Source organism: Terrabacter sp. Soil811, from assembly GCF_001429655.1.
Classification (GTDB): Bacteria; Actinomycetota; Actinomycetes; order Actinomycetales; family Dermatophilaceae; genus Terrabacter.
On record NZ_LMSX01000001.1, the window covers coordinates 911545 to 932675 of the forward strand.

Consider the following 21131-nt stretch of genomic DNA (forward strand, 5'->3'; position numbering starts at 1 on the left):
GTACGCAGCACGCAGCCCGCACCGCAGACGACGGCGGTGCGGGCTGCGCCGTCGTCCGGCGCCGCTGGGCGTCAGTGCTGGTAGGTGCCGTGGATGACGGCTCGGGCGAGCGTCTTGAAGGCGAGGTTGAACGAGACGACGGCCGGTGACGCCGAGTCGTCGACGCCGAGCGTGGGCTCCGAGACGGCGTGGACGACGAAGAAGTAGCGGTGCGGCATGTCTCCCTCGGGCGGGGCTGCGCCCATGAAGGCCGCCTCACCACCGTCGTTGCGCACGTGGAATGCCTTGCCCGGCAAGGCTGCCGACGCCGCACCCGTGTCGAGCGAGGTGACGTCGGCGGGCACGTCGACCAGCACCCAGTGCCAGAAGCCCGACGGGGTGGGGGCATCGGGGTCGAAGCACGTCACGACGTAGCTCTGCGTCCCTTCCGGCGCACCGCTCCACGACAGCTGCGGGGACGTGTTGCCCTCGGCGGCCACCTGCTCATCCTCGAGGGGCTGCCCGTCGGCGACGTCGGTGCTCGTCACCGTGAAGGAGGGCACCTGCGGCAGCAGGTCGTACGGGTTCGGGGCGACCGGTCGGTCCAGGCTCATGCGGTCCTCCTGCTCAGTCGTTGACGTCTGCACCATACCCACCGAGTCCGTATGCCGTCCCGTTCGGAGCGCGCACCCGTGACCGCCGCGGGCTGGCGCCATCTCACCCCGCGCGGGTGACGCCCGCGCCATAGGTCGTGCGCGGACAATCGGCCATGAGACGCATTCCTGCCCTGGTCAGCGCGTTGGCCACCCTCGTCGTGATCGCGGTTCTCGCCGCGTGCTCCGGCAGCGGGTCGGTGACCCTGCCGACGACGCTGCCGAGCATCAGCCGCTCGGCGCTGCCCTCCGCGAGCGAGCCGGCGGCCAGCGCGCCGGCAGAAGCGCCGACCTCCAGCGCGCCGGCCGTCACGCTCCCGGAGCTGCCGACCCGGACCGTCCCGGCCGAGACCCAGACCGTGACCCAGACGCAGACTCAGACCCAGACCCAGACCCAGACGCAGACGGAGACGAGGACCCAGACGGCCACGGTGACCCGGACCGAGACGGCCACGGTGACCGAGACACCGTCGGAGAGCGAGTCCCCCACGCCGACCCCGACCGAGGCCGCGCCGGCGGCGCCCACCTCGGAGCAGGGGACGACCTGGTGGCCGTGGCTGCTGCTGCTCCTCCTGCTCGGCGCCCTCGCCTGGTTCCTGATCCGGCGGCGCCAGGCACAGGCGGAGCTCCAGGCCTGGGACGACCGACTGGCTGCCGCGGAGAAGGAGGCGTCCTGGGTCGAGGACTCGCTCACCACCCAGGTCCTCGAGCGGCGGAGTGCCGCCGAGGCGCTGCCGATCTGGACGGCCGCCCAGCCCCGACTGCTGGAGATCGACGAAGCCTTCCACACCCTGGCCACGGAGGCGCCGGACGGAGCCCGCGCCGAACGAGCCACCGACATCCGGGGGCTCCTGCGGGGCCTCGTGGAGGCCGTCGGCGCCGACCTCGCGACCGCCCCCACCGCCGACCCCGACCAGTTCCGGGCCCGTCGCGCCAACATCGACTCCGCCAGACGCGAGCTGCGGGCAACCCTCGGCCCCGTCGAGAGTCCGGCCGCCGCAGCGGGACCGGACCGGCCCGACACCGGCGCCTGACGCGCTCCGACGGCGCTGGCGCCACGGAGTCGCGGAGCCGGCCCGGCGTGGAGGTCCCACGTCCGACGCGATCCCTCGTTACGCTGAAGGTCACGAATCGTGACAAAGCAGACAGGGGTCCGATGCGCGAGCAACGAGAAGCGCACAGCACCGACGCGGTGCGACGTGGGCCCACGCACCGGATGACGGGGCCGACGACTCCGCCGTCCGCGGGCGAGGCGGCGCCGCAGGCCGCGTCCGGCTTCCCGGTCTTCGCCGTGCGCGAGTGGGCCTCGCGGTACTACGAGCAGGAGCGGCTCGAGCGGGACGCGGCCTGGGGGCGCCTCGCCTGGCCCTTCGCGGTCGCGCTCGGGCTCGCGGCCGGGGCCGCCGTCGTGGCGTGGCGCTGGCCGGTCGGCGAGTCCGACCTCGGGCTGGGTCTGGCGGTCGTTCTGGCCGCCGCCGCCGTCGGCGTGACGATCGGCGGCCTGCTCCGGGTGAGGGCGATCCGCGCGCGACGCGCCGTGGCCGCGGCCCGACCGGCCACCGTCGAGAGCCTCCCCGAGAGCGCCCGCGCGGTGGTGCTCGACTCCCCGCGCCTGCGCTTCCGTCGGCCTGCCGACGGTCCCGGCTTCGCGGCCCTGCGTGACGACGTCGCCGCCGCCGCGCCCGTCGGGGAGTTCGCGGCCTCCGTGCTCGTGTGGTCCCTCGTGATGCGCGACCACGTCGACGGGACCCTCGAGGACTGGGTGCGCGGCCGCCACACCTGACTCCCGCGCCCGACCACCCGGGCCGGACGATCGCGCCTCGGCGGGTCGCGGGTTCGGCTGGGGTCGGGCGGTCGGGCATACTGACGGCGGGTTCGGAACGGTGCGGACGCGCCGAGTCGGACCACGGGCCTCTAGCTCAGTCGGTAGAGCATCGGACTTTTAATCCGCCGGTCGTCGGTTCGAGCCCGACGGGGCCCACGAGCGTGACGCCACGGCATACGACAGGCGTGCGCCCCCTGTGTGCCGTCCGCTCCGACAGGAAGTCACGACCGTGAACGACGCGTTCGTCTACGACGCCGTACGCACCCCGTTCGGCCGCTTCGGTGGCGCCCTCGCGGCGACCCGCCCCGACGACCTCGGGGCGCTCGTCGTGCGCGCGGTCGTCGACCGGTCCCCCGGCCTCACCGCCGACGCCGGTCTCGTCGACGAGGTCGTCTTCGGCAACGCGAACGGCGCCGGCGAGGAGAACCGCAACGTCGCGCGCATGGCGACCCTGCTCGCCGGCCTGCCGACGAGCGTCCCGGGCACGACGGTCAACCGCCTCTGCGGCTCGAGCCTCGACGCGGCGATCATCGCATCGCGGCAGATCGAGACGGGTGACGCCGACGTCGTGCTCGTCGGCGGCGTCGAGTCCATGACGCGAGCACCGTGGGTCATGCCGAAGACCGAGAAGCCCTATCCCGTGGGCAATCTCGAGCTCTCGTCGACGACGCTCGGCTGGCGCCTCGTCAACCCGAGGATGCCGTCGGAGTGGACGGTGTCGCTCGGTGAGGCCACCGAGCAGCTGCGCGAGCGGCACGGCGTGACCCGTGAGCGCCAGGACGCGTTCGCCGCGCGGTCGCACCGACTCGCGGACGGAGCGTGGACCGAGGGCTTCTACGACGACCTCGTCGTGCCGGTCCCCGGTGTCGAGCTCGCCCGCGACGAGTCGATCCGCGCCGACACGACGGCCGAGCGCCTCGCCGGGCTGCGCACCTCGTTCCGCACCGAGGGTGGCACCGTCACCGCCGGCAACGCCTCGCCGCTCAACGACGGCGCCTCCGCGGTGCTGCTCGGTAGTGCCGGCGCCCAGGAGCGCCTCGGGCTCGCCCCGATCGCACGCATCGCCGGTCGCGGCGCGAGCGCCCTCGACCCGCAGTACTTCGGCTTCGCGCCCGTCGAGGCCGCCGAGCGAGCCCTCTCCCGTGCCGGCATCACGTGGGCCGACGTGTCGGCCGTCGAGCTCAACGAGGCCTTCGCCGCGCAGTCGCTCGCCTGCGTCGACGCCTGGGACATCGACCCCGACATCGTCAACCGGCACGGCGGGGCCATCGCCATCGGCCACCCCCTGGGAGCCTCGGGCGGCCGCATCCTCGGCACACTGGCGCGCGACCTGCAGCGCTCCGGGGGTCGCTGGGGCGTCGCGTGCATCTGCATCGGCGTCGGTCAGGGACTCGCCGTCGTCCTCGAGAACGTCACCGCCTGAGCTCTCGCAGCCCCGGCCGGACCCACCAGCCGGACCCAGCCACGCGGCATATGCCCGGGGCGCGCGATCTGCGGACGCGCGGCGAGTGCGGCCTCTCCCCAGGAGTGCGCCCTCACCTCGGTGGTGCGGGTTGCAGCGCGCACCCCTGCGGGGAACGTGCACGCGTGCGCGACCCGCGGACGTCCGCCCCACGCGCCGGCGCGGCTCACGGCAGGGACGCGCCCCCGCACATGACGATGGTCTGACCCGTCACCATCGCGCCGGTCGGCTCGAGCAGGAAGCGGGTCAGGGCCGCGACCTCCGACGGCTCGACGAGCCGGCCGAGGGGCGGCACGACGGGTGGCACCGACGCCCGGTTGGGGTCGCCGAGCATCGCCGTCCGCGTCGGCCCCGGCGCGACGACGTTGACGGTGATCCGTCGCGGGGCGAGCTCCGACGCCCAGGCACGCGCCATGGCCGCGAGGGCGGCCTTCGTCGCGGCGTACTGGCTCTTGCCGGGGACCCCTGTCATGGTGCGGCTGCCGACGAGGACGACCCGGCCCCCGTCGCCGAGGACGCCGATGAGCCCGCCCACGACGAGCTCGGCGCCGCGCACGTGCACGGCCCACATGCGCTCTCCCTGCTCGGGCCGCAGGTCGCCGACGCCGGCGGAGTACTGCAGACCGGCGGCGTGGACGATGGCGTCCACGCCGCCGATCGCGGTCCCACGCACCGCGCGCACGGCCTCGTCGGCCGAGATCACGTCGGCCAGGTCGCACGGCACCCACGTGGCGGCGTCCGACAGCGCACCGCGCGAGCGGCTGAGCCCGAGGACGTGCCACCCGGCACCGACGAGGTCGTGGGCGATGGCGAGACCGATGCCCGAGCTGGCCCCCGTGACGACCGCGGTGCGTGTCGCGCACCCGTCGGGTGGGGTGGCGGCCGGCTCGGGCCGCGTCGGCGCTGTCACCGGGATGGGCCCCGGCGGAGGCGGTCGACGACGTCGGCGGGCAGGTGCACGTGCTTGATGGCACGCCGGTGGTAGGTGTAGGCCACGTGCAGGTCACCGTCCGGGCCCGGCAGCACCGAGGGATAGGACAGCTCGCGGTTGAGCCCGTCACGTGAGTTGTTGGACATGCAGTAGCCGTCGCCGGTCTCGAGGTCCACCTGCACGGGCCAGCTGCGCCCGTCGTCGGGACTGAGGCCCAGCGTCATGGGCGCCCTCGGTGCCCCCCAGAACGCCGTCCGTCGACCTGCGGCCTCGGCCGCCTCGGGCGCCGGCTCCGCGACGACCGGACCGTCGAGTCCGTCGACGACACCCTCGTCGTCGATCTCGTCATAGAGGGACACCCGGCGTTCGGTGGCGTCGAGCGCCGAGCTCCGGTTGAAGACGAGCGCGACCTCGCCGCCACCGACGGCGACGGCCTGGATCGAGGAGTTGTTGTTGGGCAGCGCGGTCGGGGTCGGCTCGGCCCACGTCAGACCTGCGTCGGTCGACGTCGTCTCCCACACATGGTCGGCCCAGCGGCTCCGGAAGCAGGCCCAGAGCGAACCATCTTGTCGCTGAACGATGTTCATGTGCACGCAGCCGAGCGAGCCGGGCACCGGAGCCTCGGACCAGCTCGCGCCACCGTCGTCGCTCCACCACACGGTCGCCGTGTCCTCGTTGCCGACCCACTTCTCGCCGGGCACGGTGACGCAGTTGAAGACGGGCAGCAGGATGCGGCCGCCGGAGATCACGACGGGCGGTTGGCGCACGAAGACCCCACCGGCCTCGGTCGCCGGGAGCAGCACCGTCGGCTCCTCCCACGTGTCCCCGCCGTCGCGCGACACGCGGCGGCGCACCTCCGACGTGTCCTGGTTCCCGGCGAGCTGCGCAGTGTAGAGCAGCCAGACGTCCCCGTCGGGCGCCGTGAACAGGACCGGGTTCTGCTCCGACCGCGTCGGGTCGTCGCTCAGCGGCACCGGCGGGAGCCAGGTGTCCGCGCCGGATGGCATACGACTGAGGTAGGCGGTGATGTCGCTGACGCCCTCCTGGGTGCCGCCGAACCACACGCACGCGAGGTCGCCGTTCGGCAGCCACGCGAGGTTGGCGGCGTGGCACTGCACCGTCGGGGTGGGGAGGTATGCCGTGTGGCCGCCTCCGTCGCGCGGGCGCAGCACGCCGTCGGTCGGGAGCACCTCGGCGGACGCACTGGAGACGCTCACGACTCTCCCCGCGCCGCCTTGAGGTGGGCCGTCGCGGCCTGCTCGAGGTGGATGAGGTCGGACGAGACGGTGGCGAGGGTGAAGCCCTGGCCGAGGCGCTTGGCGGCGACCTCACCGCTCGGCGTGTGGAAGCCGGCGGCGATGCCGGCAGCCTTGGCAGCGCTTAGGATCCGGTCGACAGCGGCCTCGAAGGCCTCGTCGACGGCGGGGTCGGTCGACGTCGCCCCACCCACGGCGATGCGCAGGTCGGAGGGCCCGATGTAGAGCCCGTCGATCCCCGGTGTCGCCGCGATGGCCTCGACGTTCTCGAGGCCCTGGGGCGTCTCGATCATGGCGAGCACGACGGTCGCCGCGTTGGAGTCTGCGGGGTTCGGGCCGATCCGCAGCTGCGACCGCATCGGGCCGTAGGAGCGGATGCCCAGCGGCGGGTACTTCGCGAACGACACCGCGCGGGCCGCGTCCTCGGCCGTGTTGACGAGGGGCACGATGATGCCGGCTGCGCCTGAGTCGAGGGCCTGCCCGATGAGGAAGGGGTCGTTGGCGCCGACCCGGACCATGCCGACGGACTCGCCGCCCGCATCGATCGCCGTCATGCCGGCGAGGATGCCCTTGTAGTCGAGCAGACCGTGCTGGGCGTCGAAGCAGACGTAGTCGTAGCCGAGACGGGCGAGCCGCTCCGTCGACGCCGGGGAGTCGATGATGACCCAGTAGCCGAGGATCGTCTCGCGGGCCCGGACCCGCCGGGCGTAGTCGAGCACCCGCTCGCGGCTGCGTTCCATCGCGGTGCCCCCGCCGCTCATCGGTTGTACCCCGGCATGGACCCGGCGATCGCCAGGCCCGCCTCGTCGCACGCGGTGATGACGTCGTCGGGGAGCGGACCGGCTTGTGCAGCAGTGATGTTGGCCTCCAACTGGTGTGGTTTGGATCCCCCGAGCAGCACCGACGTCACGACCGGCTTGCTCAGCAGCCAGCGCAGCGACAGCTCGGGGAGGGTGATGCCGGCCTCCGACGCGATGGCGCCGAGGGCCTCGATGACCGCGAACGTCTCGGCGTTCCAGTAGCGGTCCTTGTACATCGCCGCGAGTGCCGACGAGCCGAAGCGCCCCTCGCCCGGCGACTCGGTGAAGGAGTGGCGACCGGTGAGCAGGCCGCCGCCGAGCGGGTTGTAGACGATGGTCGCCAGGCCCTTGCTCGTCGCGAACTCGGAGTACTCCGCCTCGATGCGACGGGCGACGAGGTTGTAGAGCTGCTGGGCCAGGATCGGTCGTGGCGTGCCGAGGGCGTCGCACGCCGCGAAGACGTCGCCGATCTGCCAGGCCGAGAAGTTCGAGACACCGATCGCGCGGACCGTGCCCTCCTTGACGAACTCGCCCAGGGCAGCGACGGTCTCGTCGATCGGCACCGAGCGGTCGGGCTGGTGGAGGTAGTAGACGTCGACGTGGTCGGTGCGCAGCCGGCGCAGGCTGGCCTCGAGCGAGGCCCGCAGGCCTGCGGCCGAGAGGAGCGGGGCGTCACCCGCGTCGCCGGGGTAGATGCCGGCCTTGGTCGCGATCGTCGCGGCGTCACGCCGGCCGACGAGGATCTCGGCGAGCATCTCCTCACTGCGCCCGGCGGCATACCCGTTGGCGGTGTCGATCGAGGTGATGCCGGCGTCGAGCGCGGTGTCGACCATGGTGCGGGCCGTGTCGACGTCGACGGTGTCGCCGAACGTCATGGTCCCGAGGACGAGTCGCGACAGCGGTCGGTCGAGACCCGGCAGGTCGGTGGTCGGGAGGGCTGCGGTCGTCATGAGGCCTTCTCGGTCTCGGCCGTGCGGGAGGCGGCGATGTGGCGGATGAGGTGACGCGGCTTGATGCCGGTCATGAGCCCCGGCTCGAGCGCGGAGCGGCGCAGGCGCTGGGTGTACTCCTCCTGCGGCCGCGAGAGGAGGTCGTCGGTGCGCCCGCTCTCGACGATCCGGCCGGCGCGCATGACGACCGTGTCCTGCGAGATGGCACGGACGACGCCGAGGTTGTGCGAGATGAAGAGGTAGGTCAGGCCCGTCTCGGCCTGGATGTCGGCGAGCAGCTCGAGGACCTGTGCCTGGACGGAGACGTCGAGCGCACTCGTCGCCTCGTCGCAGACGAGCAGCTCCGGACCGGACGCGAGCGCCCGGGCGATGCCGATGCGCTGGCGCTGCCCGCCGGAGAACTCGGGGGGCTTGCGTTCGAGGGCCGTGCGCGGCAGTCCGACCCGCTCGATGAGGGCGGCCGCCTTGTCGCGCTGGGCCTTGCGCGACTTCTCCCCGCGCACCCGGATCGGCTCGGCGACGATCTCCTGCGCCGTCAGGTGGGGGTCGAGCGAGCCGTACGGGTCCTGGAAGACCATCTGCACCCGGTGGCGGATCGGGCGCAGCTGCTTCTCGGAGAGCCGGGCGAGGTCGGTGCCGTCGAGGTCGATGACACCGGAGGTCGGCGTCAGCAGCCGGACGAGCGCCTTGGCGATCGTCGACTTGCCGCAGCCGGACTCCCCCACGATGGCGAGGGTGCCGCCGCGCGGGACGCTGAAGGACACGTCGTCGACGGCGCGGAAGACGTCCTTGCCGGTGCCGTACTCGACGACGAGGTTGCTGACGGTGAGCAGGTCCTCAGCCATGGCTGGCCTCCTTGACGAGCGGCTCGCTGGCGCCCGGGTCCTCCCAGGGGCCGAGCTCGGGGATCGCTCCGAGCAGCTTCTGGGTGTAGGGGTGCTGGGGGTGGTCGACGACGTCGGTCACCGGGCCGCCCTCGACGAAGGCGCCTGCCTTCATGACGTGGACGCGGTCGCTCATGAGCCTCGCCACGCCGAGGTCGTGGGTGATGAGCAGCAGCGCGATGCCCGTCTGCTCCTGCAGCTCGAGGAGCAGGTCGAGGATGCCCGCCTGCACCGTGACGTCGAGCGCGCTCGTCGGCTCGTCGGCGACGATGAGGTCGGCGTCGGTCGAGACCGCCATCGCGATGAGGACGCGCTGGAGCATGCCGCCCGAGAGCTGGTGCGGGTAGGCGTCGAACTGCTTGGCGGGGTTGCGGATGTGCACCTGCTCCATGAGCGACAGGGCCCGCGCCTTCGCCTCCGCCCGGCCGAGGTCGGGATACTTGATCCGGACGGCTTCGGTCATCTGCCGGCCGATGGTGCGGATCGGGTTGAGGGCCGTCATGGGGTCCTGCGGGATGAGCGCCACGGCCCGGCCACGGAGCTTGTCGATGACCTTCCGGCTGCCCGTGACGTCCTGGCCGCCGATGCGGGCCTCGCCCGAGATGACCGCGAGGTCGTCGGGCAGCAGGCGCAGGATCGCCATCGCCGTCGTCGACTTGCCCGAGCCGGACTCGCCGATGATCGTCACCGTCTCGCCCTGGTCGATGTAGAAAGTGACGCCGTCGACGGCGCGCACGACGCTCGTCCCGGTCAGCAGCTCGACCTGCAGGTCCGTGACCTCGAGGACTCTCATGTCTGGTCTCCCTTCGCGCGGCGCACCCGGTCGCGCAGGCCGTCTCCGACGAGGTTGACGCCGACGACGAGGAGCGCGATGGCCACGCCGGGCACGGTGACGAGCCAGGGCTTGCCGGTGACGAAGAGCTCGCGTCCGTCGGAGATGATGCCGCCCCACGTGGGGTACGGCCGCTGGACGCCCGCTCCGAGGAACGACAGGGCGCTCTCGAGCAGCACGGCCTGGGCGAGCAGCAGGAGCACGACGACGAGCACCTGCTGGAGGATGTTGGGGACGACGTGCCGGCTGAGGATCGAGAGCTTCGGCAGCCCGAGCACCCGCGCGGCCGCGACGTACGGCTTCTCCCGCTCGACGAGCACGAGGGCGCGGGTGATGCGCGCCGGCTCGGGCCACTGGGCGAAGGCGATGACGAGCGTGATGACGGGGATCGACGGGCCGAAGAGCGCGACGACGAGGAGCAGCATGAGCAGCAGCGGCAGTGCCATCTGCGCCTCGAGCAGTCGCGAGATGATCGTGTCGACCCAGCCGCCGAAGTAGCCGGCCGCGGCGCCGGCGACGATGCCGAAGAGCCCCGAGACGAAGATCGCGAGGAAGCCGATGACGAGGGAGGTCTGGCCGCCGTGGAGGATGCGCGAGAGGAGGTCGCGTCCGTTGGGGTCGGTGCCGAGCAGGTGGCCCGCGCTGAACGGTGGCAGCGACGACTCGCTCAGCCGACCGACGATCGGGTCGGGCAGCGGGAGGACGTTGGCCAGGACCACGGGGATGACGACGACACCGGCGCAGATCGCCCCGACCCAGATCTTCACGGTGCTGTAGCGGGCCCGGCGGGCCGCCGCCGACCGGCGCAGCAGCACCTTCGTCACGGCCGACTCGCGGCCGAGGATGGAGCCGGGGACCTCGGCGAGGTTCGGCACCTGCGGGTGGCCGGGCAGGTTCGTCGAGGTGGTCATGAGCTGGCCTCTCCGAGTCGGACCCGCGGGTCCATGAGCGGGTAGAGCAGGTCCACAAGCAGCTGCACGGCGAGCGCCAGCAGCACGGTGACGAGGACGGTCGCCTGGATCAGCGGGAAGTCGCGCTGCTTGAGCGCGTTGACGACGAGCTCGCCGACGCCCGGCCAGTTGAAGACGACCTCCACGATGACGACGCCGTTGAGCATCGCCGCGAAGCGGGTGCCCAGCGCGGTCACGACCGGCAGGGCGGCGTTGGCGAAGGCGTAGCGCCAGGTCAGCGCACGCTCGGACACGCCGCGGGACCGGGCGACGGTCAGGTAGGGCGACGCGAGGTTGACGACCATCTCCCGGCGCACGAGCCGGGAGATGAGCGCGATCTGGAGGATCGCGATCGTGAGGGTCGGCAGGATGATCGAGGCGGCCGAGTCGAACCCCGACGGTGCGAACCAGTGGAGGTTCACGGCGAAGAGGATGAGCAGCACGAAACCGATCCAGAAGTCCGGCATCGACTGACCGGCGATGGTGCCGATGTTGGCCCCCAGCTCGGGAGCCGTGTTGTTGCGGCGCGCCATCCACACCCCCAACGGGATCGCGACGACCGACGTGACGACGATCGCCGCGACCGCGAGGGTGATCGTGTAGGGCAGGCGTTCCAGGACGACGTCGAGCGCGGGGCGCTTGAAGAAGAACGACGTGCCGACGTCGCCCTGGAACAGGTGTTGCAGGAACGTCCAGAACTGCACGGGGATCGGCTGGTCGAGCCCGAACTGCTGGCGGATCGCCTCGAGCTGTTCCGAGCTGGGGTTCGGCGGCGCATAGTTGGCCGCGGGGTCGCCCGGGGCCATGCGGAGCAGGACGAACACGGTCGCCACGGCCAGGAAGGCCGTCAGGACCGTCTGGCCGACTCGTTTGAGGACGTACGTGAGCATGGGATCACCTTGGTCTGGTCGGCTGGGATCAGCCGGAGACGGTCACGGCGGCGAGGTCGTAGGAGTTCGTCGCCCGGAGGTTGAGGTTCTGGACGCGCTTGCGCTTGGCGAGGACGTTGTTCGGCGTCCAGGCCCACACGGCGGGCCACTGCGCCCAGATCTTCTCCTGGGCCTGCTTGAGCAGGTCGTTGCGCTTGGCCTCGTCGCTCTCGGCGGCGGCCTGGTCGAGCAGGGCGGTGATCTCGGGGACGACGAAGCCGTGGTAGGTGTCGCGCGTCTTCTCCTTCTCCGCCGTGCCGCCGTACTGGCCCTGCAGGTTGGTCAGCGCGAGCCCGGTCTGGTTGCCGTAGCCGTTGGCGAGGATGTCCCAGTCACCGGCCTCGCCGCGACGCCAGGCGTTGATCTCGCCGCCCTTGGGGATCATCTTCAGCTCGGCGGTGACGCCGACGGCCGCGAACATCTGCGAGATGGCCTCGAGCACGCGCGAGGCACCGGCGAACTCGGAGTCCTCCCAGATGATCCGCACCTTGAGCCCGGACGCGCCGTTGTCGGCGAGCATCTGCTTGGCCTTGGCAGGGTCGTACGTGTATTCACCGGTCTTCGCGAAGCCCGCGAGGGTCGTCGGGACGACACCCTCGGCCGAGTTGACCTGGCCGTTCATGAGCGCCTTGATGAGCGACTCGTGGTCGACGGCGTAGGTGAGCGCCTCGCGCACCTTGGGGTTGGCGAGCGGGCTGCCGGCCGGCTTGCGGAAGTTGTAGAAGAGGTGGATCAGGCGCGTGCCCGGGGTCTCGATGACGTCGATGTCGGCGTTCGTCTTGAGCGACGTCGCGGACTCGGGCGTGATGGTGTCGATGACGTCGGTCTGGCCGGAGGTGATGGCGATGACGCGCGCGCCCTCCTCCTCCTGGTAGCCGACGTTGACCGTCTCGAGCTTGGCCGGCGTGCCCCAGTAGTTGTCGTTGCGCACGAGGCGGTAGGTGCCGGTGCCGGAGTCGGCACTCGCGATGGTGAACGGTCCGGTGCCGAGGCCGGTGCCGAGCTCCTCGGCCTTGTTGTCCTTGGCCGGCGTGATGAGGATGTTGGACATCAGCGAGTTGAGCGAGACGACGGGGCTCTTGGTCGTCAGGGTGAAGGTCGTGTCGTCGACCTTGGTGAAGGTCGGCTGCTCGGGGAACTGCGAGGCGACGTAGCCGGCCTTGACCTCGAAGTAGAGCCTGAGCGCGGTCTCGACGTCCTCGACCGTGACCTTCGACTTGTCGGAGTAGTGGATGTCGTTGCGCAGCTTGACCGTCCACTCGGTGGGCTTGGTCTGCTCGAACGACTCGGCGAGGACGAGCTCGGGGGTCAGCTTGTCGCCGATCTTCGTCAGGGCCTCACGCACGGCGCGCTGCACGGTGACGGCCGCGTCGTACTGGTTCAGCTTGTTGTCGAGGCTGACCAGGTTGCGGTTGAGCACGATGCTCAGTGTGCCCCCCGCAGCCCCTGCCCCGGCAGTGCTCGCGGTGGTGGCGGACTTGGGCCCGGCGCAGGCGGCGAGCGCGGGAGCGAAGAGCGCTCCGGCGCCGGCCAGCGAGGCGAGCTTGAGGATCGAGCGACGCGAGACCTCCCGCGTCGGCTGGTCAGACGTGGGAAGCAGAGCGGGCTGCTGGGGCATCGGGACTCCTCGTTGAGCGGTGGCCTCCCCGTCGGCGGCGCACGCTGCGCCCCTCGGGTTGGACCACCTTCGCACCATTGCGCGATTCGCGCAATACCTGTAGCGTTTTTTGTGAAGGGACGGTTGTTCGTATGCCGTCCGGTGCGCTCCCGGAGCACGCCGCGGCACCCTTCATCCCCATCGGCAGGGTCGCCAATCTCCTTGTCGCACAGCACGAAACGCACAGGAAACACCGTGAGGAGGAGAACGTGAAGGCACTCGCCCTGGGCATCGTCGCCGATGATCTGAGCGGCGCCGCAGAGTGCGCATCCCACGCTCTCATGCGCGTTTCGCGCAGTACAGTCGTTCTCTCGGCCTCGTCGTCGCCCATCGCACCCGCCTCCGGTCTCCGACCCGACGTGCGCACCCCGGGCGGAGCAGACGACCCACTCGCCGTCCTCACCGTCGACACCGACTCGCGCCGTCTCCCCCACGCGGAGGCCGTGCGCGCGGTTCGCGCAGCCGCAGCCCTCGTCACGACGGCACCGGTCGTCGTCAAGAAGGTCGACTCGCTGCTCCGGGGACACGTCGCCGCGGAGGTCGCCGCCCTCGCCGAGGAGCTGCAGCGCACACCGGTCGTGGCCGTCGCCAACCCCGCGCTCGAGCGCGTCGTCGTCGACGGCGTGCTCCACGTCGGCGGCACGCCGCTGCACCACACCGACCTCTGGGCCGTCGAGCCGACCCCGGCGCCGGACCGGGTGGCCGCGGCCCTGCACCCGCTGGCCACCGTGCTCGTCCCGCACACCACCGTGCTGCGCGGCGTCGAGGCGGTCACGGCGGCCCTCGACGAGGCCACCCGCACCGGCTTCGTCGCGGTCTGCGACGCCGTGACGGACGCCGACCTCGATGTCGTCCACGCCGCCGCCGTCAGGGCGAGCGCGGCCCTCGGCTCCGACACGCTGCTCGTCGGCTCCGGAGCCCTGGCCGACGCGGCCGTGCGGGCCCTGCCCCGGGAACCGCGCCATGGCGCACTTCCAGCGACCGACAGCCCCGACTCCGCCCTGGAACTGCGCCAGGGCGAACGTCCAGCCCTGGGCGACGGTGCGGCGGTGCTCTTCGTGCTCGGCTCGCGCGCGCCGGGACTCCCGGCCCAGCTCGAGCGGCTCTCGGCTGCGCGCTCCGCGCACACGGTGCTGCTGCAGCCCGACCGCCTCCTGGCCGACCCGGGGGCCGTATGCGTCCAGCTCGCCGAGCGCGCCCGTGAGGGCGTCGTCGTGGTGGCGCTCGACCCCGCTGCCCCCGCCGACCCGAGCCGGTCGCGTGCCCTGACCGAGTCCCTCGCCGCCGCGGTCTCGCCCGTGCTCGACCACTTCGACGCGGCGTTCCTCTCCGGCGGTGAGACCGCCCGCGCCGTCCTCGACCGCCTCGACGTGCCCGCTCTCGACGTCGTCGCCGAGGTCGAGACCGGCACCGTCGTGAGCCGGCGCCCCGGTGGGCGGCTCGTCGTCACGCGCCCGGGCAGCTTCGGCGACCCGACCTCGCTCGTCCGCGTCGTCGAGCACCTGCTGGGGCCCACCACCGTGCCGCCGCAGGCCCCGCACCACCGCACCTCATCGACCACCACCGCACCCCGCGCCACCCCCGGCGCGACCACCGAGGAGAACTCATGAGCGTCGCCCTTCCCCGCATCGCCGTGACCATGGGAGACGGCGCCGGCATCGGCCCCGAGATCATCGTCAAGGCCTTGGCCGACCCGCACGTGGCGACGATGGCGCGCGTCGTCGTCGTCGGTGACGCGCTGCGTCTCAAGCAGGCCGCCGACATCGCCGGCGTCCCCGTCGACATCGTCACCATCGACGACGTCGAGGAGGCGAGCGAGATCCCCGGGCGCATCAACGTCATCGACCTCGCGCTGCTGCCGGCGGACCTCCCCTTCGGGCAGCTGTCGGCCGTCGCCGGCGACGCCGCCTACCACTACATCCGCGTCGCGTCCGAGCTCGCGATGGCCGGCAAGGTCCAGGCCATCTGCACCGCGCCGCTCAACAAGGAGGCGCTGCACGCCGGCGGCCACGTCTTCCCCGGCCACACCGAGCTGCTCGCCCACCTCACCGGCACGCCCGAGGTCTCGATGATGCTCTCGACCGAGAGGGTCAAGGTCATCCACGTGACGACCCACATCGGCCTCATCGATGCCGTCAACCGCATCGAGCCCGGTCTCGTCGAGCGCGTCATCCGTCGGGGCCACCAGGCCCTCGTCGACGCCGGCAACCCGACCCCGAAGATCGGCGTCTGCGGCATCAATCCGCACGCCGGCGAGAACGGCCTCTTCGGCTACGGCGAGGAGGCCGAGAAGATCGACCCCGCCGTGGAGGTCTGCCGCGCCGACGGCATCGACGTGCACGGCGCCCTACCGGCCGACACGCTCTTCTTCCTCGCCGGTCGCGGCGACTACGACCTCGTCGTCGCGATGTACCACGACCAGGGCCACGGGCCGGTCAAGGTGCTCGGCCTCGAGGCGGGCGTCAACGTGACGATCGGTCTGCCCGTCATCCGCACGTCGGTCGACCACGGCACGGCCTTCGACATCGCCGGCACCGGCATCGCCGACCACCGCTCGATGATCGAGGCGCTGCGCCTCGGCGCGGAGATGGCGCCACGGCCCGTGGACGCCTAAGGTGCCCAGCGTGGCGAAGCACACCGCACAGACGCGTCGGGGCGAGATCGTCCGCCTCGCCACCACCAGTGGGCTCGCGAGCGTGGAGGAGCTCTCCGACCAGCTCGGCGTCACCGCGTCGACGATCCGGCGCGACCTCGCCAAGCTGACCGCCCAGGGCAAGCTGGCCCGCACCTACGGCGGTGTGATGAGCCTGGCCCACCATCCCGAGGCCTCGCTGCGCCAGCGTCTCGGGGAGGCGCACGCGGCGAAGCGCGACATCGCCCGCTGGGCCGCCGACCAGATCGAGCCCGGCGAGACGGTGCTCCTCGACGCCGGGTCGACGATGGGCGCGCTCGCCGACGCCATCACCAAGACGCCCGAGCTGACCGAGCTGACCGTCGTCACGGCCGGCATCAGCGCCATGGGTACGCTCGCCGACAGCGTCGGCATCGACGTCATCGCCCTCGGCGGCCGGCTGCGCCCGCTCAGCCAGGCCTTCGTCGGACCGCTCGCCGAGGCCGCCGTGCAGCGACTGTCCTTCGACCGCGCGTTCATGGGCGCCGACAGCGTGCACGCCGAGCGCGGCATCTGCGAGGCCGACCTCGAGCAGACCCGGCTCAAGGAGCTCATGATGGGTCGCGCCGAGCACACCTACGTCCTCGCGCACGCCGACAAGCTCGGCCAGTCACCGTTCCACGCGTGGGCCGTCATGCCCCGCACGTGGACCCTCGTCACCGATCAGTCCGCCGATCCCGTGGCGTTGCGAGCCTTCCGCGACAACGGCATCGAGGTCGTCATCGCACCCCGACGCGACTGACGAGGCCACGTATGCCGCCCAGCCGGGTGGGCGGCATACGCCCTCTGGGGTCGTGGCGGGCGGTCAGTCCTCGACGACCGTCGTCATGACCCAGTCACGCACCTCTGGCATGTCCTCGAGGTGCTCGACGATGTACTCGTGGTGCCTGTCGAGCTCGGCCTGGCACCAGGCCTTGACCTCGCTCGACCCACGCACCTGGCGACCGGCGTTGTTGATGGCATCCATGACGAGGGAGTAGCGGTCGACGCCGTTGCGCACCACCATGTCGAACGGCGTCGTCGTCGTGCCCTCCTCGCTGAAGCCGCGCACGTGGAAGCGGTCGGCGTCGGGCCGCCCGTGGACGAGCTGGTGGATGGCGCCGTGGTAGCCGTGGAAGGCGAACACGACGTCGACGTGGTCGGTGAAGAGCTCACCGAAGCGCACGTCGTCCATGCCGTGCGGGTGGCTGCGCACGCGCGGCAGGGTCATGAGGTCGACGACGTTGACGACGCGCACGCGCAGCTGGGGCAGCTTCTCCTTGAGGATCTGGGCCGCGGCGACGACCTCCATCGTCACGACGTCGCCCGCGCAGGCGAGCACGACGTCGGGGTCGCGGTCGCCGTCGTCGGTGCCGGCCCAGTCCCAGATGCCCGCCCCGGCCGCGCAGTGGGCGACGGCCTCGTCCATCGTCAGCCACTGCGGCTGCGGCTGCTTGTCGATGACGACGAGGTTGACGTAGTTCTTCGACCGGAAGCAGTGATCGGCCACCGAGAGAAGGCAGTTCGCGTCCGGCGGGAGGTAGATCCGCGACACCTCGCCGCGCGCGTTGAGCACCGTCTGGATGAGGCCGGGGCCCTGGTGCGAGAAGCCGTTGTGGTCGTTGCGCCACGCCGTGGACGTCAGGAGGATGTTGAGGCTCGGCACCTTGGCCCGCCAGTCGAGCTTGTTGGCCTCCTGCAGCCACTTGCTGTGCTGCACCGTCATCGAGGCGCTCACCATCGCGAAGGCCTCGTACGTCGCGAAGAGCCCGTGCCGGCCGGTCAGCGTGTAGCCCTCGAGCCAACCGTGGCACGAGTGCTCCGAGAGCACCTCCATGACCCGCCCGTCGTGCGAGAGCTTCTCGTCCTGCTCGAGCACCCGCTCGGCCGTCATCCGGTCGGACACGTCGAAGACGGCGCCCACCCGGTTGCTGTTCGTCTCGTCGGGGCTGAAGAGCCGGAACGTCGTCGGGTTGCGCACGTAGAGCTCGCGCATCAGCTCGCCGAGGGCCCGCGTCGACTCCTCCCGGGCCGCCGCCGGCGAGGGCACGTCCCGTGCGAAGTCGCGGAAGTCGGGGATGTCGAGCTCGGTGGTGAGGACCCCGCCGTTCGCGTGCGGGGAGGCGCTCATCCGCAGGTCGCCCTCCGGGTTGGTCTGCAGCACAACGTCGGTCGGCCTGCCCGACTCGTCGAAGAGCTCCTCGGGCCGATAGGAGCGCAGCCACGTCTCGAGGACCGCGAGGTGCTCGGGGTTGTCCTTGACACCCGAGAGCGGCACCTGGTGCGAGCGCCACGAGCCCGTGACCGGGATGCCGTCGACCTCCTCCGGCCCGGTCCACCCCTTCGGCGTGCGCAGCACGATGAGTGGCCACCGAGGCCGCTCCCCCATCGTCCAGCCGTCCGCCCGTGCGTCCTGCTGGATGGCGCGGATCCGGCCGTACGCCGTCGCCAGCGTCTCCGCGAAGCGCTCGTGCATGCCCGGCACGTCGTCACCCTCGACCTCGAGCACGTCGTAGCCGTGCCCCTCGAGGAGGCTGCGCACCTCGGCCGGGTCCTTGCGGCCGAGCACCGTCGGCCCGGCGATCTTGTAGCCGTTGAGGTGCAGGACCGGCAGCACCGCACCGTCGCGCCGCGGGTTGAGGAACGAGATGCCCTTCCAGGAGCCCTCGAGCGGGCCCGTCTCGGCCTCCCCGTCACCGACGACGGCGAGCGCCAGCAGGTCGGGGTTGTCCATGACGGCACCGAAGGCGTGGACGAGGACGTAGCCGAGCTCACCACCCTCGTGGATCGAGCCCGGCGTCGTGACGGAGACGTGGCTCGGGATGCCGCCGGGCGCCGAGAACTGGCGGAAGAGGCGGCGCACGCCGTCCTCGTCGCACGTCACCTTGGGGTAGATCTCGGAGTACGTGCCCTCGAGGTAGCCGGCCGCGACGAGCGCGGGACCACCGTGGCCGGGGCCGGTGAGGTAGATCGCCTGCTGACCCGTGTGCCGGATGATGCGCGAGAGGTGCGCGTAGACGAAGGACAGCCCGGGGCTCGTGCCCCAGTGTCCGAGCAGGCGTGGCTTGATGTCGTCCGGCACGAGCGGCCGACGCAGGAGCGCGTTGTCCTGGAGGTAGATCTGCCCGATCGTCAGGTAGTTGTTGGCCCGCCACCACGCGTCCATCGACGCGATCTCGTCGACGGTCGGGGCCGGCACGGTGGCGGTCGTGGGGGTCTGGCTCGTCGTCACGGCAGGGCCTCTCGAGGGGTCGGCGATCGTGCGTCCCCACGAGCCTCACCGACGGGCGCCCTGCTGACAAGGGGTCGAAGGTCCCGCGACCGCGCGACCGGGCGGGACGGCATACGCCCTCGTCGACCGGCGCGGCCGGACAGAGCAGTGGGCCGGCCCCCGTCGGGACCGGCCCACCCCGCTCCGGAAGGTCAGCGGTTGAAGGCGTCCTTGACGTCTTCGCCCGCGTCCTTGAGCTGCTCGCCCCGCTGCTTGAGGTCCGCCGAGGCCTGATCAGTCTTGCCTTCGGCCTCGAGTCGCTCGTTGTCGGTGACCTTTCCGGTGGCTTCCTTGGCCTTGCCCTTCAGGTCTTCACCCATGTTCTTGGCCTTGTCTTCGGTACCCATGTCAGGGCTCCTTTCGCCGTAGATCAGATACCTCTCCCCCTACCCGGTCGCCGTCGATCGCCACCAGATCCGGACCACCGACGTCCAGCGGGGCGTCGCACGTCACAGGGCGTCGGCACCTTTTGCGACACTGGGGTGGTGTCAGCGAACCCGAGTCCCGCGGCGGACCAGCCCGAAGCGTCCACGCCGTCCGGTCGCGCGCCCCAGACCCGCGACCTGAGCCGGTTCGCCTACCTCTCCATCGCGGCCGCGATCGTCACCATCACGCTCAAGGTGATCGCGTGGCGGATCACCGGCTCGGTGGGCCTGCTGTCCGACGCGGCCGAGTCGGTCGTCAACCTCGTCGCCGCCATCGCCGTGCTCATCGCGCTCAAGGTCGCCGCGATGCCGGCCGACAAGAACCACCACTTCGGCCACACCAAGGCCGAGTACTTCTCGGCGGCGGTCGAGGGGATGATGATCTTCGTCGCCGCGCTCGTCATCATGTACACCGCGGTCGAGCGCTTCCTGCACCCGCAGCCGATCGAGAACGTCGGCATCGGCCTCGCCATCTCGGTCGTCGCCTCGGCGGTCAACGGCGCGGTGGCCGTCGTGCTGCTGCGCGCCGGGCGCCGCTACCGCTCGCTGACGCTGACGGCCGACGGCAAGCACCTCATGACCGACGTGTGGACGTCCGCCGGGGTCGTCATCGGTGTCGTGCTCGTCGCCCTCACGGGGATCGCACGTCTCGACCCGGTCATCGCGTTCCTCGTCGGCATCAACATCATCTGGACCGGCTGGAAGCTCATCCGTGAGTCCACCGAGGGCCTCATGGACATCTCGATGCCCAAGGAGGACAACAGCGCGATCGCCGAGATCCTCGCCCGGTTCGTCACGCGCGAGGTCCACTTCCACGCGCTGCGCACCCGCGTCTCGGGCCACCACCGCTTCGCCGAGGTGCACGTGCTCGTGCCCGGCGCGTGGACGGTGCAGCAGGGGCACGACCTCATGGAGGAGGTCGAGGAGGCCGTCCACCGCGAGTTCGGCGAGATCGCCCTGACCTGCCACCTCGAGCCCTCTGAGGACCCGCGTGCCTACGGCGACTACGCGGCCGAGTTCCCCATCCCGACCCACGACGACATCGTCGCGTCCCACGGGGCGGCGACGCGAGGCGACGAGCAGGCATGAGCCGTGCGCACGTCGTCCTCCCCTCGCCCATCGGCGAGCTGACCGTCGTCGCCGAGGACGGCGCCATCACGCACCTGCTCATGAACGCCGAGAAGTACCGCCCTGACGACCCCGATGTCCTCGGCGAGGCCGGTGACCCGGCCGACGAGCCCTTCGCGGCGGCCGCGGTGCAGCTCGCCGCGTACTTCACCGGTGCCCTGACCGAGTTCGACCTGCCGCTCGCCCCGCGCGGCGACGTCTTCCACCAGAAGGTGTGGGCGCTGCTGCGCGAGATCCCCTACGGCGAGACGCGCAGCTACGGCGACCTCGCGCGGGCGCTCGGCGACCGCAACCTCGCCCAGGCCGTCGGCACGGCCAACGGACGCAACCCGATCGCCGTCGTCGTGCCGTGCCACCGCGTCATCGGCGCCGACGGCTCCCTCGTGGGGTATGCCGGCGGGCTGGGTCGCAAGCGCTTCCTCCTCGCGCTCGAGGAACCCCCCGCCGCCGACTCCGGCCGCCTCTTCTGACCCCTCCCCCACTCGAGTGAGCGCCCCGCCCCACTCGAGTGAGCGGGCCGCCCCGTCCGTCACACTGGGACCTCACACT

20 protein-coding genes and 1 tRNA gene are annotated in these 21131 nt (G+C 71.7%); 9 read left to right on the top strand and 12 right to left on the bottom strand.

Annotated features, from left to right (window positions below; genetic code table 11):
- Positions 1-71: 71 nt before the first annotated feature.
- Positions 72-593 (bottom strand): YbhB/YbcL family Raf kinase inhibitor-like protein, encoded by a 522-nt coding sequence (locus tag ASH01_RS04255; RefSeq protein ID WP_056771710.1) that lies wholly within the window; start codon positions 591-593, stop codon positions 72-74.
- 155 nt (positions 594-748) lie between these two features.
- On the opposite strand from ASH01_RS04255, the gene ASH01_RS04260 reads away from it, so the two are divergent.
- From ASH01_RS04260 to ASH01_RS04275, 4 genes are all read left to right on the top strand, one after another.
- Positions 749-1666, top strand: coding sequence for an LPXTG cell wall anchor domain-containing protein (locus tag ASH01_RS04260; RefSeq protein ID WP_156415410.1), 918 nt, complete (start codon positions 749-751; stop codon positions 1664-1666).
- A 122-nt stretch (positions 1667-1788) separates the two neighbouring features.
- A complete protein-coding gene (locus ASH01_RS04265; protein WP_156415412.1) occupies positions 1789-2415 on the top strand; it encodes a hypothetical protein in 627 nt (208 codons plus the stop codon).
- A 125-nt stretch (positions 2416-2540) separates the two neighbouring features.
- Positions 2541-2613: transfer RNA gene (locus tag ASH01_RS04270), tRNA-Lys, on the top strand.
- Positions 2614-2686: 73 nt separating this feature from the next.
- The gene (locus tag ASH01_RS04275; protein WP_056772687.1) at positions 2687-3880 is read left to right on the top strand and encodes a thiolase family protein; all 1194 of its coding nucleotides are present in this window, start codon (positions 2687-2689) and stop codon (positions 3878-3880) included.
- Between the two features lie 205 nt (positions 3881-4085).
- Here the strand turns inward: ASH01_RS04275 and ASH01_RS04280 are convergent, their stop codons facing one another.
- Genes ASH01_RS04280 through ASH01_RS04320 form a run of 9 tightly spaced genes read right to left on the bottom strand, consistent with a single transcriptional unit; the run spans position 4086 to position 13069 of the window.
- Positions 4086-4829, bottom strand: coding sequence for an SDR family NAD(P)-dependent oxidoreductase (locus ASH01_RS04280; protein ID WP_082619385.1), 744 nt, complete (start codon positions 4827-4829; stop codon positions 4086-4088).
- Positions 4826-6067 carry a sialidase family protein gene (locus ASH01_RS04285; RefSeq protein WP_056771719.1) on the bottom strand — a complete coding sequence of 414 codons (1242 nt, stop codon included), beginning with the start codon at positions 6065-6067 and terminating at the stop codon, positions 4826-4828. Before ASH01_RS04285 ends, ASH01_RS04280 begins: the two co-directional genes overlap by 4 nt.
- Complete coding sequence (locus ASH01_RS04290; protein ID WP_235508502.1) at positions 6064-6867, bottom strand: HpcH/HpaI aldolase family protein; 804 nt, start codon at positions 6865-6867, stop codon at positions 6064-6066. Before ASH01_RS04290 ends, ASH01_RS04285 begins: the two co-directional genes overlap by 4 nt.
- Positions 6864-7856, bottom strand: coding sequence for an aldo/keto reductase (locus ASH01_RS04295; protein ID WP_056771726.1), 993 nt, complete (start codon positions 7854-7856; stop codon positions 6864-6866). Before ASH01_RS04295 ends, ASH01_RS04290 begins: the two co-directional genes overlap by 4 nt.
- Complete coding sequence (locus ASH01_RS04300) at positions 7853-8701, bottom strand: ATP-binding cassette domain-containing protein (RefSeq protein ID WP_082619386.1); 849 nt, start codon at positions 8699-8701, stop codon at positions 7853-7855. Before ASH01_RS04300 ends, ASH01_RS04295 begins: the two co-directional genes overlap by 4 nt.
- A complete protein-coding gene (locus tag ASH01_RS04305; RefSeq protein WP_056771729.1) occupies positions 8694-9533 on the bottom strand; it encodes an ABC transporter ATP-binding protein in 840 nt (279 codons plus the stop codon). Before ASH01_RS04305 ends, ASH01_RS04300 begins: the two co-directional genes overlap by 8 nt.
- On the bottom strand, positions 9530-10483 hold the full coding sequence (locus ASH01_RS04310; RefSeq protein WP_056771732.1) for an ABC transporter permease: 954 nt from the start codon (positions 10481-10483) through the stop codon (positions 9530-9532). The genes ASH01_RS04305 and ASH01_RS04310 overlap by 4 nt, the downstream gene beginning before the upstream one ends.
- The gene (locus ASH01_RS04315; RefSeq protein ID WP_056771735.1) at positions 10480-11412 is read right to left on the bottom strand and encodes an ABC transporter permease; all 933 of its coding nucleotides are present in this window, start codon (positions 11410-11412) and stop codon (positions 10480-10482) included. Before ASH01_RS04315 ends, ASH01_RS04310 begins: the two co-directional genes overlap by 4 nt.
- Before the next feature lie 28 nt (positions 11413-11440).
- Complete coding sequence (locus tag ASH01_RS04320; RefSeq protein ID WP_056771736.1) at positions 11441-13069, bottom strand: ABC transporter substrate-binding protein; 1629 nt, start codon at positions 13067-13069, stop codon at positions 11441-11443.
- Positions 13070-13317: 248 nt separating this feature from the next.
- Between ASH01_RS04320 and ASH01_RS23315 the strand changes: the two genes are divergently transcribed.
- From ASH01_RS23315 to ASH01_RS04335, 3 genes are read left to right on the top strand one after another with little or no spacing between them, the layout of a single operon-like run.
- Positions 13318-14718: a four-carbon acid sugar kinase family protein gene (locus ASH01_RS23315; RefSeq protein WP_056771739.1), complete on the top strand. Its 1401-nt coding sequence runs from the start codon at positions 13318-13320 to the stop codon at positions 14716-14718.
- Positions 14715-15722: a 4-hydroxythreonine-4-phosphate dehydrogenase PdxA gene (gene pdxA, locus ASH01_RS23320; RefSeq protein ID WP_056771742.1), complete on the top strand. Its 1008-nt coding sequence runs from the start codon at positions 14715-14717 to the stop codon at positions 15720-15722. Before ASH01_RS23315 ends, pdxA begins: the two co-directional genes overlap by 4 nt.
- A gap of 10 nt (positions 15723-15732) precedes the next feature.
- Complete coding sequence (locus tag ASH01_RS04335) at positions 15733-16521, top strand: DeoR/GlpR family DNA-binding transcription regulator (RefSeq protein ID WP_056772691.1); 789 nt, start codon at positions 15733-15735, stop codon at positions 16519-16521.
- A 63-nt stretch (positions 16522-16584) separates the two neighbouring features.
- Here the strand turns inward: ASH01_RS04335 and ASH01_RS04340 are convergent, their stop codons facing one another.
- Both ASH01_RS04340 and ASH01_RS04345 read right to left on the bottom strand, forming a co-directional pair.
- Positions 16585-18990, bottom strand: a complete 2406-nt coding sequence (locus tag ASH01_RS04340) for a phosphoketolase family protein (RefSeq protein ID WP_056771746.1) — start codon at positions 18988-18990, stop codon at positions 16585-16587.
- Positions 18991-19181: 191 nt separating this feature from the next.
- Positions 19182-19376 carry a CsbD family protein gene (locus ASH01_RS04345; protein ID WP_056771749.1) on the bottom strand — a complete coding sequence of 65 codons (195 nt, stop codon included), beginning with the start codon at positions 19374-19376 and terminating at the stop codon, positions 19182-19184.
- 135 nt (positions 19377-19511) lie between these two features.
- On the opposite strand from ASH01_RS04345, the gene ASH01_RS04350 reads away from it, so the two are divergent.
- Both ASH01_RS04350 and ASH01_RS04355 read left to right on the top strand, forming a co-directional pair.
- The gene (locus ASH01_RS04350) at positions 19512-20543 is read left to right on the top strand and encodes a cation diffusion facilitator family transporter (RefSeq protein WP_200961747.1); all 1032 of its coding nucleotides are present in this window, start codon (positions 19512-19514) and stop codon (positions 20541-20543) included.
- The gene (locus ASH01_RS04355; RefSeq protein ID WP_056771752.1) at positions 20540-21052 is read left to right on the top strand and encodes a methylated-DNA--[protein]-cysteine S-methyltransferase; all 513 of its coding nucleotides are present in this window, start codon (positions 20540-20542) and stop codon (positions 21050-21052) included. Before ASH01_RS04350 ends, ASH01_RS04355 begins: the two co-directional genes overlap by 4 nt.
- The last annotated feature ends 79 nt before the right edge of the window (positions 21053-21131 follow it).

Coding starts and splice junctions, on each gene's coding strand:
- ASH01_RS04255 (WP_056771710.1), bottom strand. CDS start 593: ATGAGCCTGGACCGACCGGTCGCCCCGAACCCGTACGACCTGCTGCCG.
- ASH01_RS04260 (WP_156415410.1), top strand. CDS start 749: ATGAGACGCATTCCTGCCCTGGTCAGCGCGTTGGCCACCCTCGTCGTG.
- ASH01_RS04265 (WP_156415412.1), top strand. CDS start 1,789: ATGCGCGAGCAACGAGAAGCGCACAGCACCGACGCGGTGCGACGTGGG.
- ASH01_RS04290 (WP_235508502.1), bottom strand. CDS start 6,867: ATGAGCGGCGGGGGCACCGCGATGGAACGCAGCCGCGAGCGGGTGCTC.
- ASH01_RS04295 (WP_056771726.1), bottom strand. CDS start 7,856: ATGACGACCGCAGCCCTCCCGACCACCGACCTGCCGGGTCTCGACCGA.
- ASH01_RS04300 (WP_082619386.1), bottom strand. CDS start 8,701: ATGGCTGAGGACCTGCTCACCGTCAGCAACCTCGTCGTCGAGTACGGC.
- ASH01_RS04305 (WP_056771729.1), bottom strand. CDS start 9,533: ATGAGAGTCCTCGAGGTCACGGACCTGCAGGTCGAGCTGCTGACCGGG.
- ASH01_RS04310 (WP_056771732.1), bottom strand. CDS start 10,483: ATGACCACCTCGACGAACCTGCCCGGCCACCCGCAGGTGCCGAACCTC.
- ASH01_RS04315 (WP_056771735.1), bottom strand. CDS start 11,412: ATGCTCACGTACGTCCTCAAACGAGTCGGCCAGACGGTCCTGACGGCC.
- ASH01_RS04320 (WP_056771736.1), bottom strand. CDS start 13,069: ATGCCCCAGCAGCCCGCTCTGCTTCCCACGTCTGACCAGCCGACGCGG.
- pdxA (WP_056771742.1), top strand. CDS start 14,715: ATGAGCGTCGCCCTTCCCCGCATCGCCGTGACCATGGGAGACGGCGCC.
- ASH01_RS04345 (WP_056771749.1), bottom strand. CDS start 19,376: ATGGGTACCGAAGACAAGGCCAAGAACATGGGTGAAGACCTGAAGGGC.
- ASH01_RS04355 (WP_056771752.1), top strand. CDS start 20,540: ATGAGCCGTGCGCACGTCGTCCTCCCCTCGCCCATCGGCGAGCTGACC.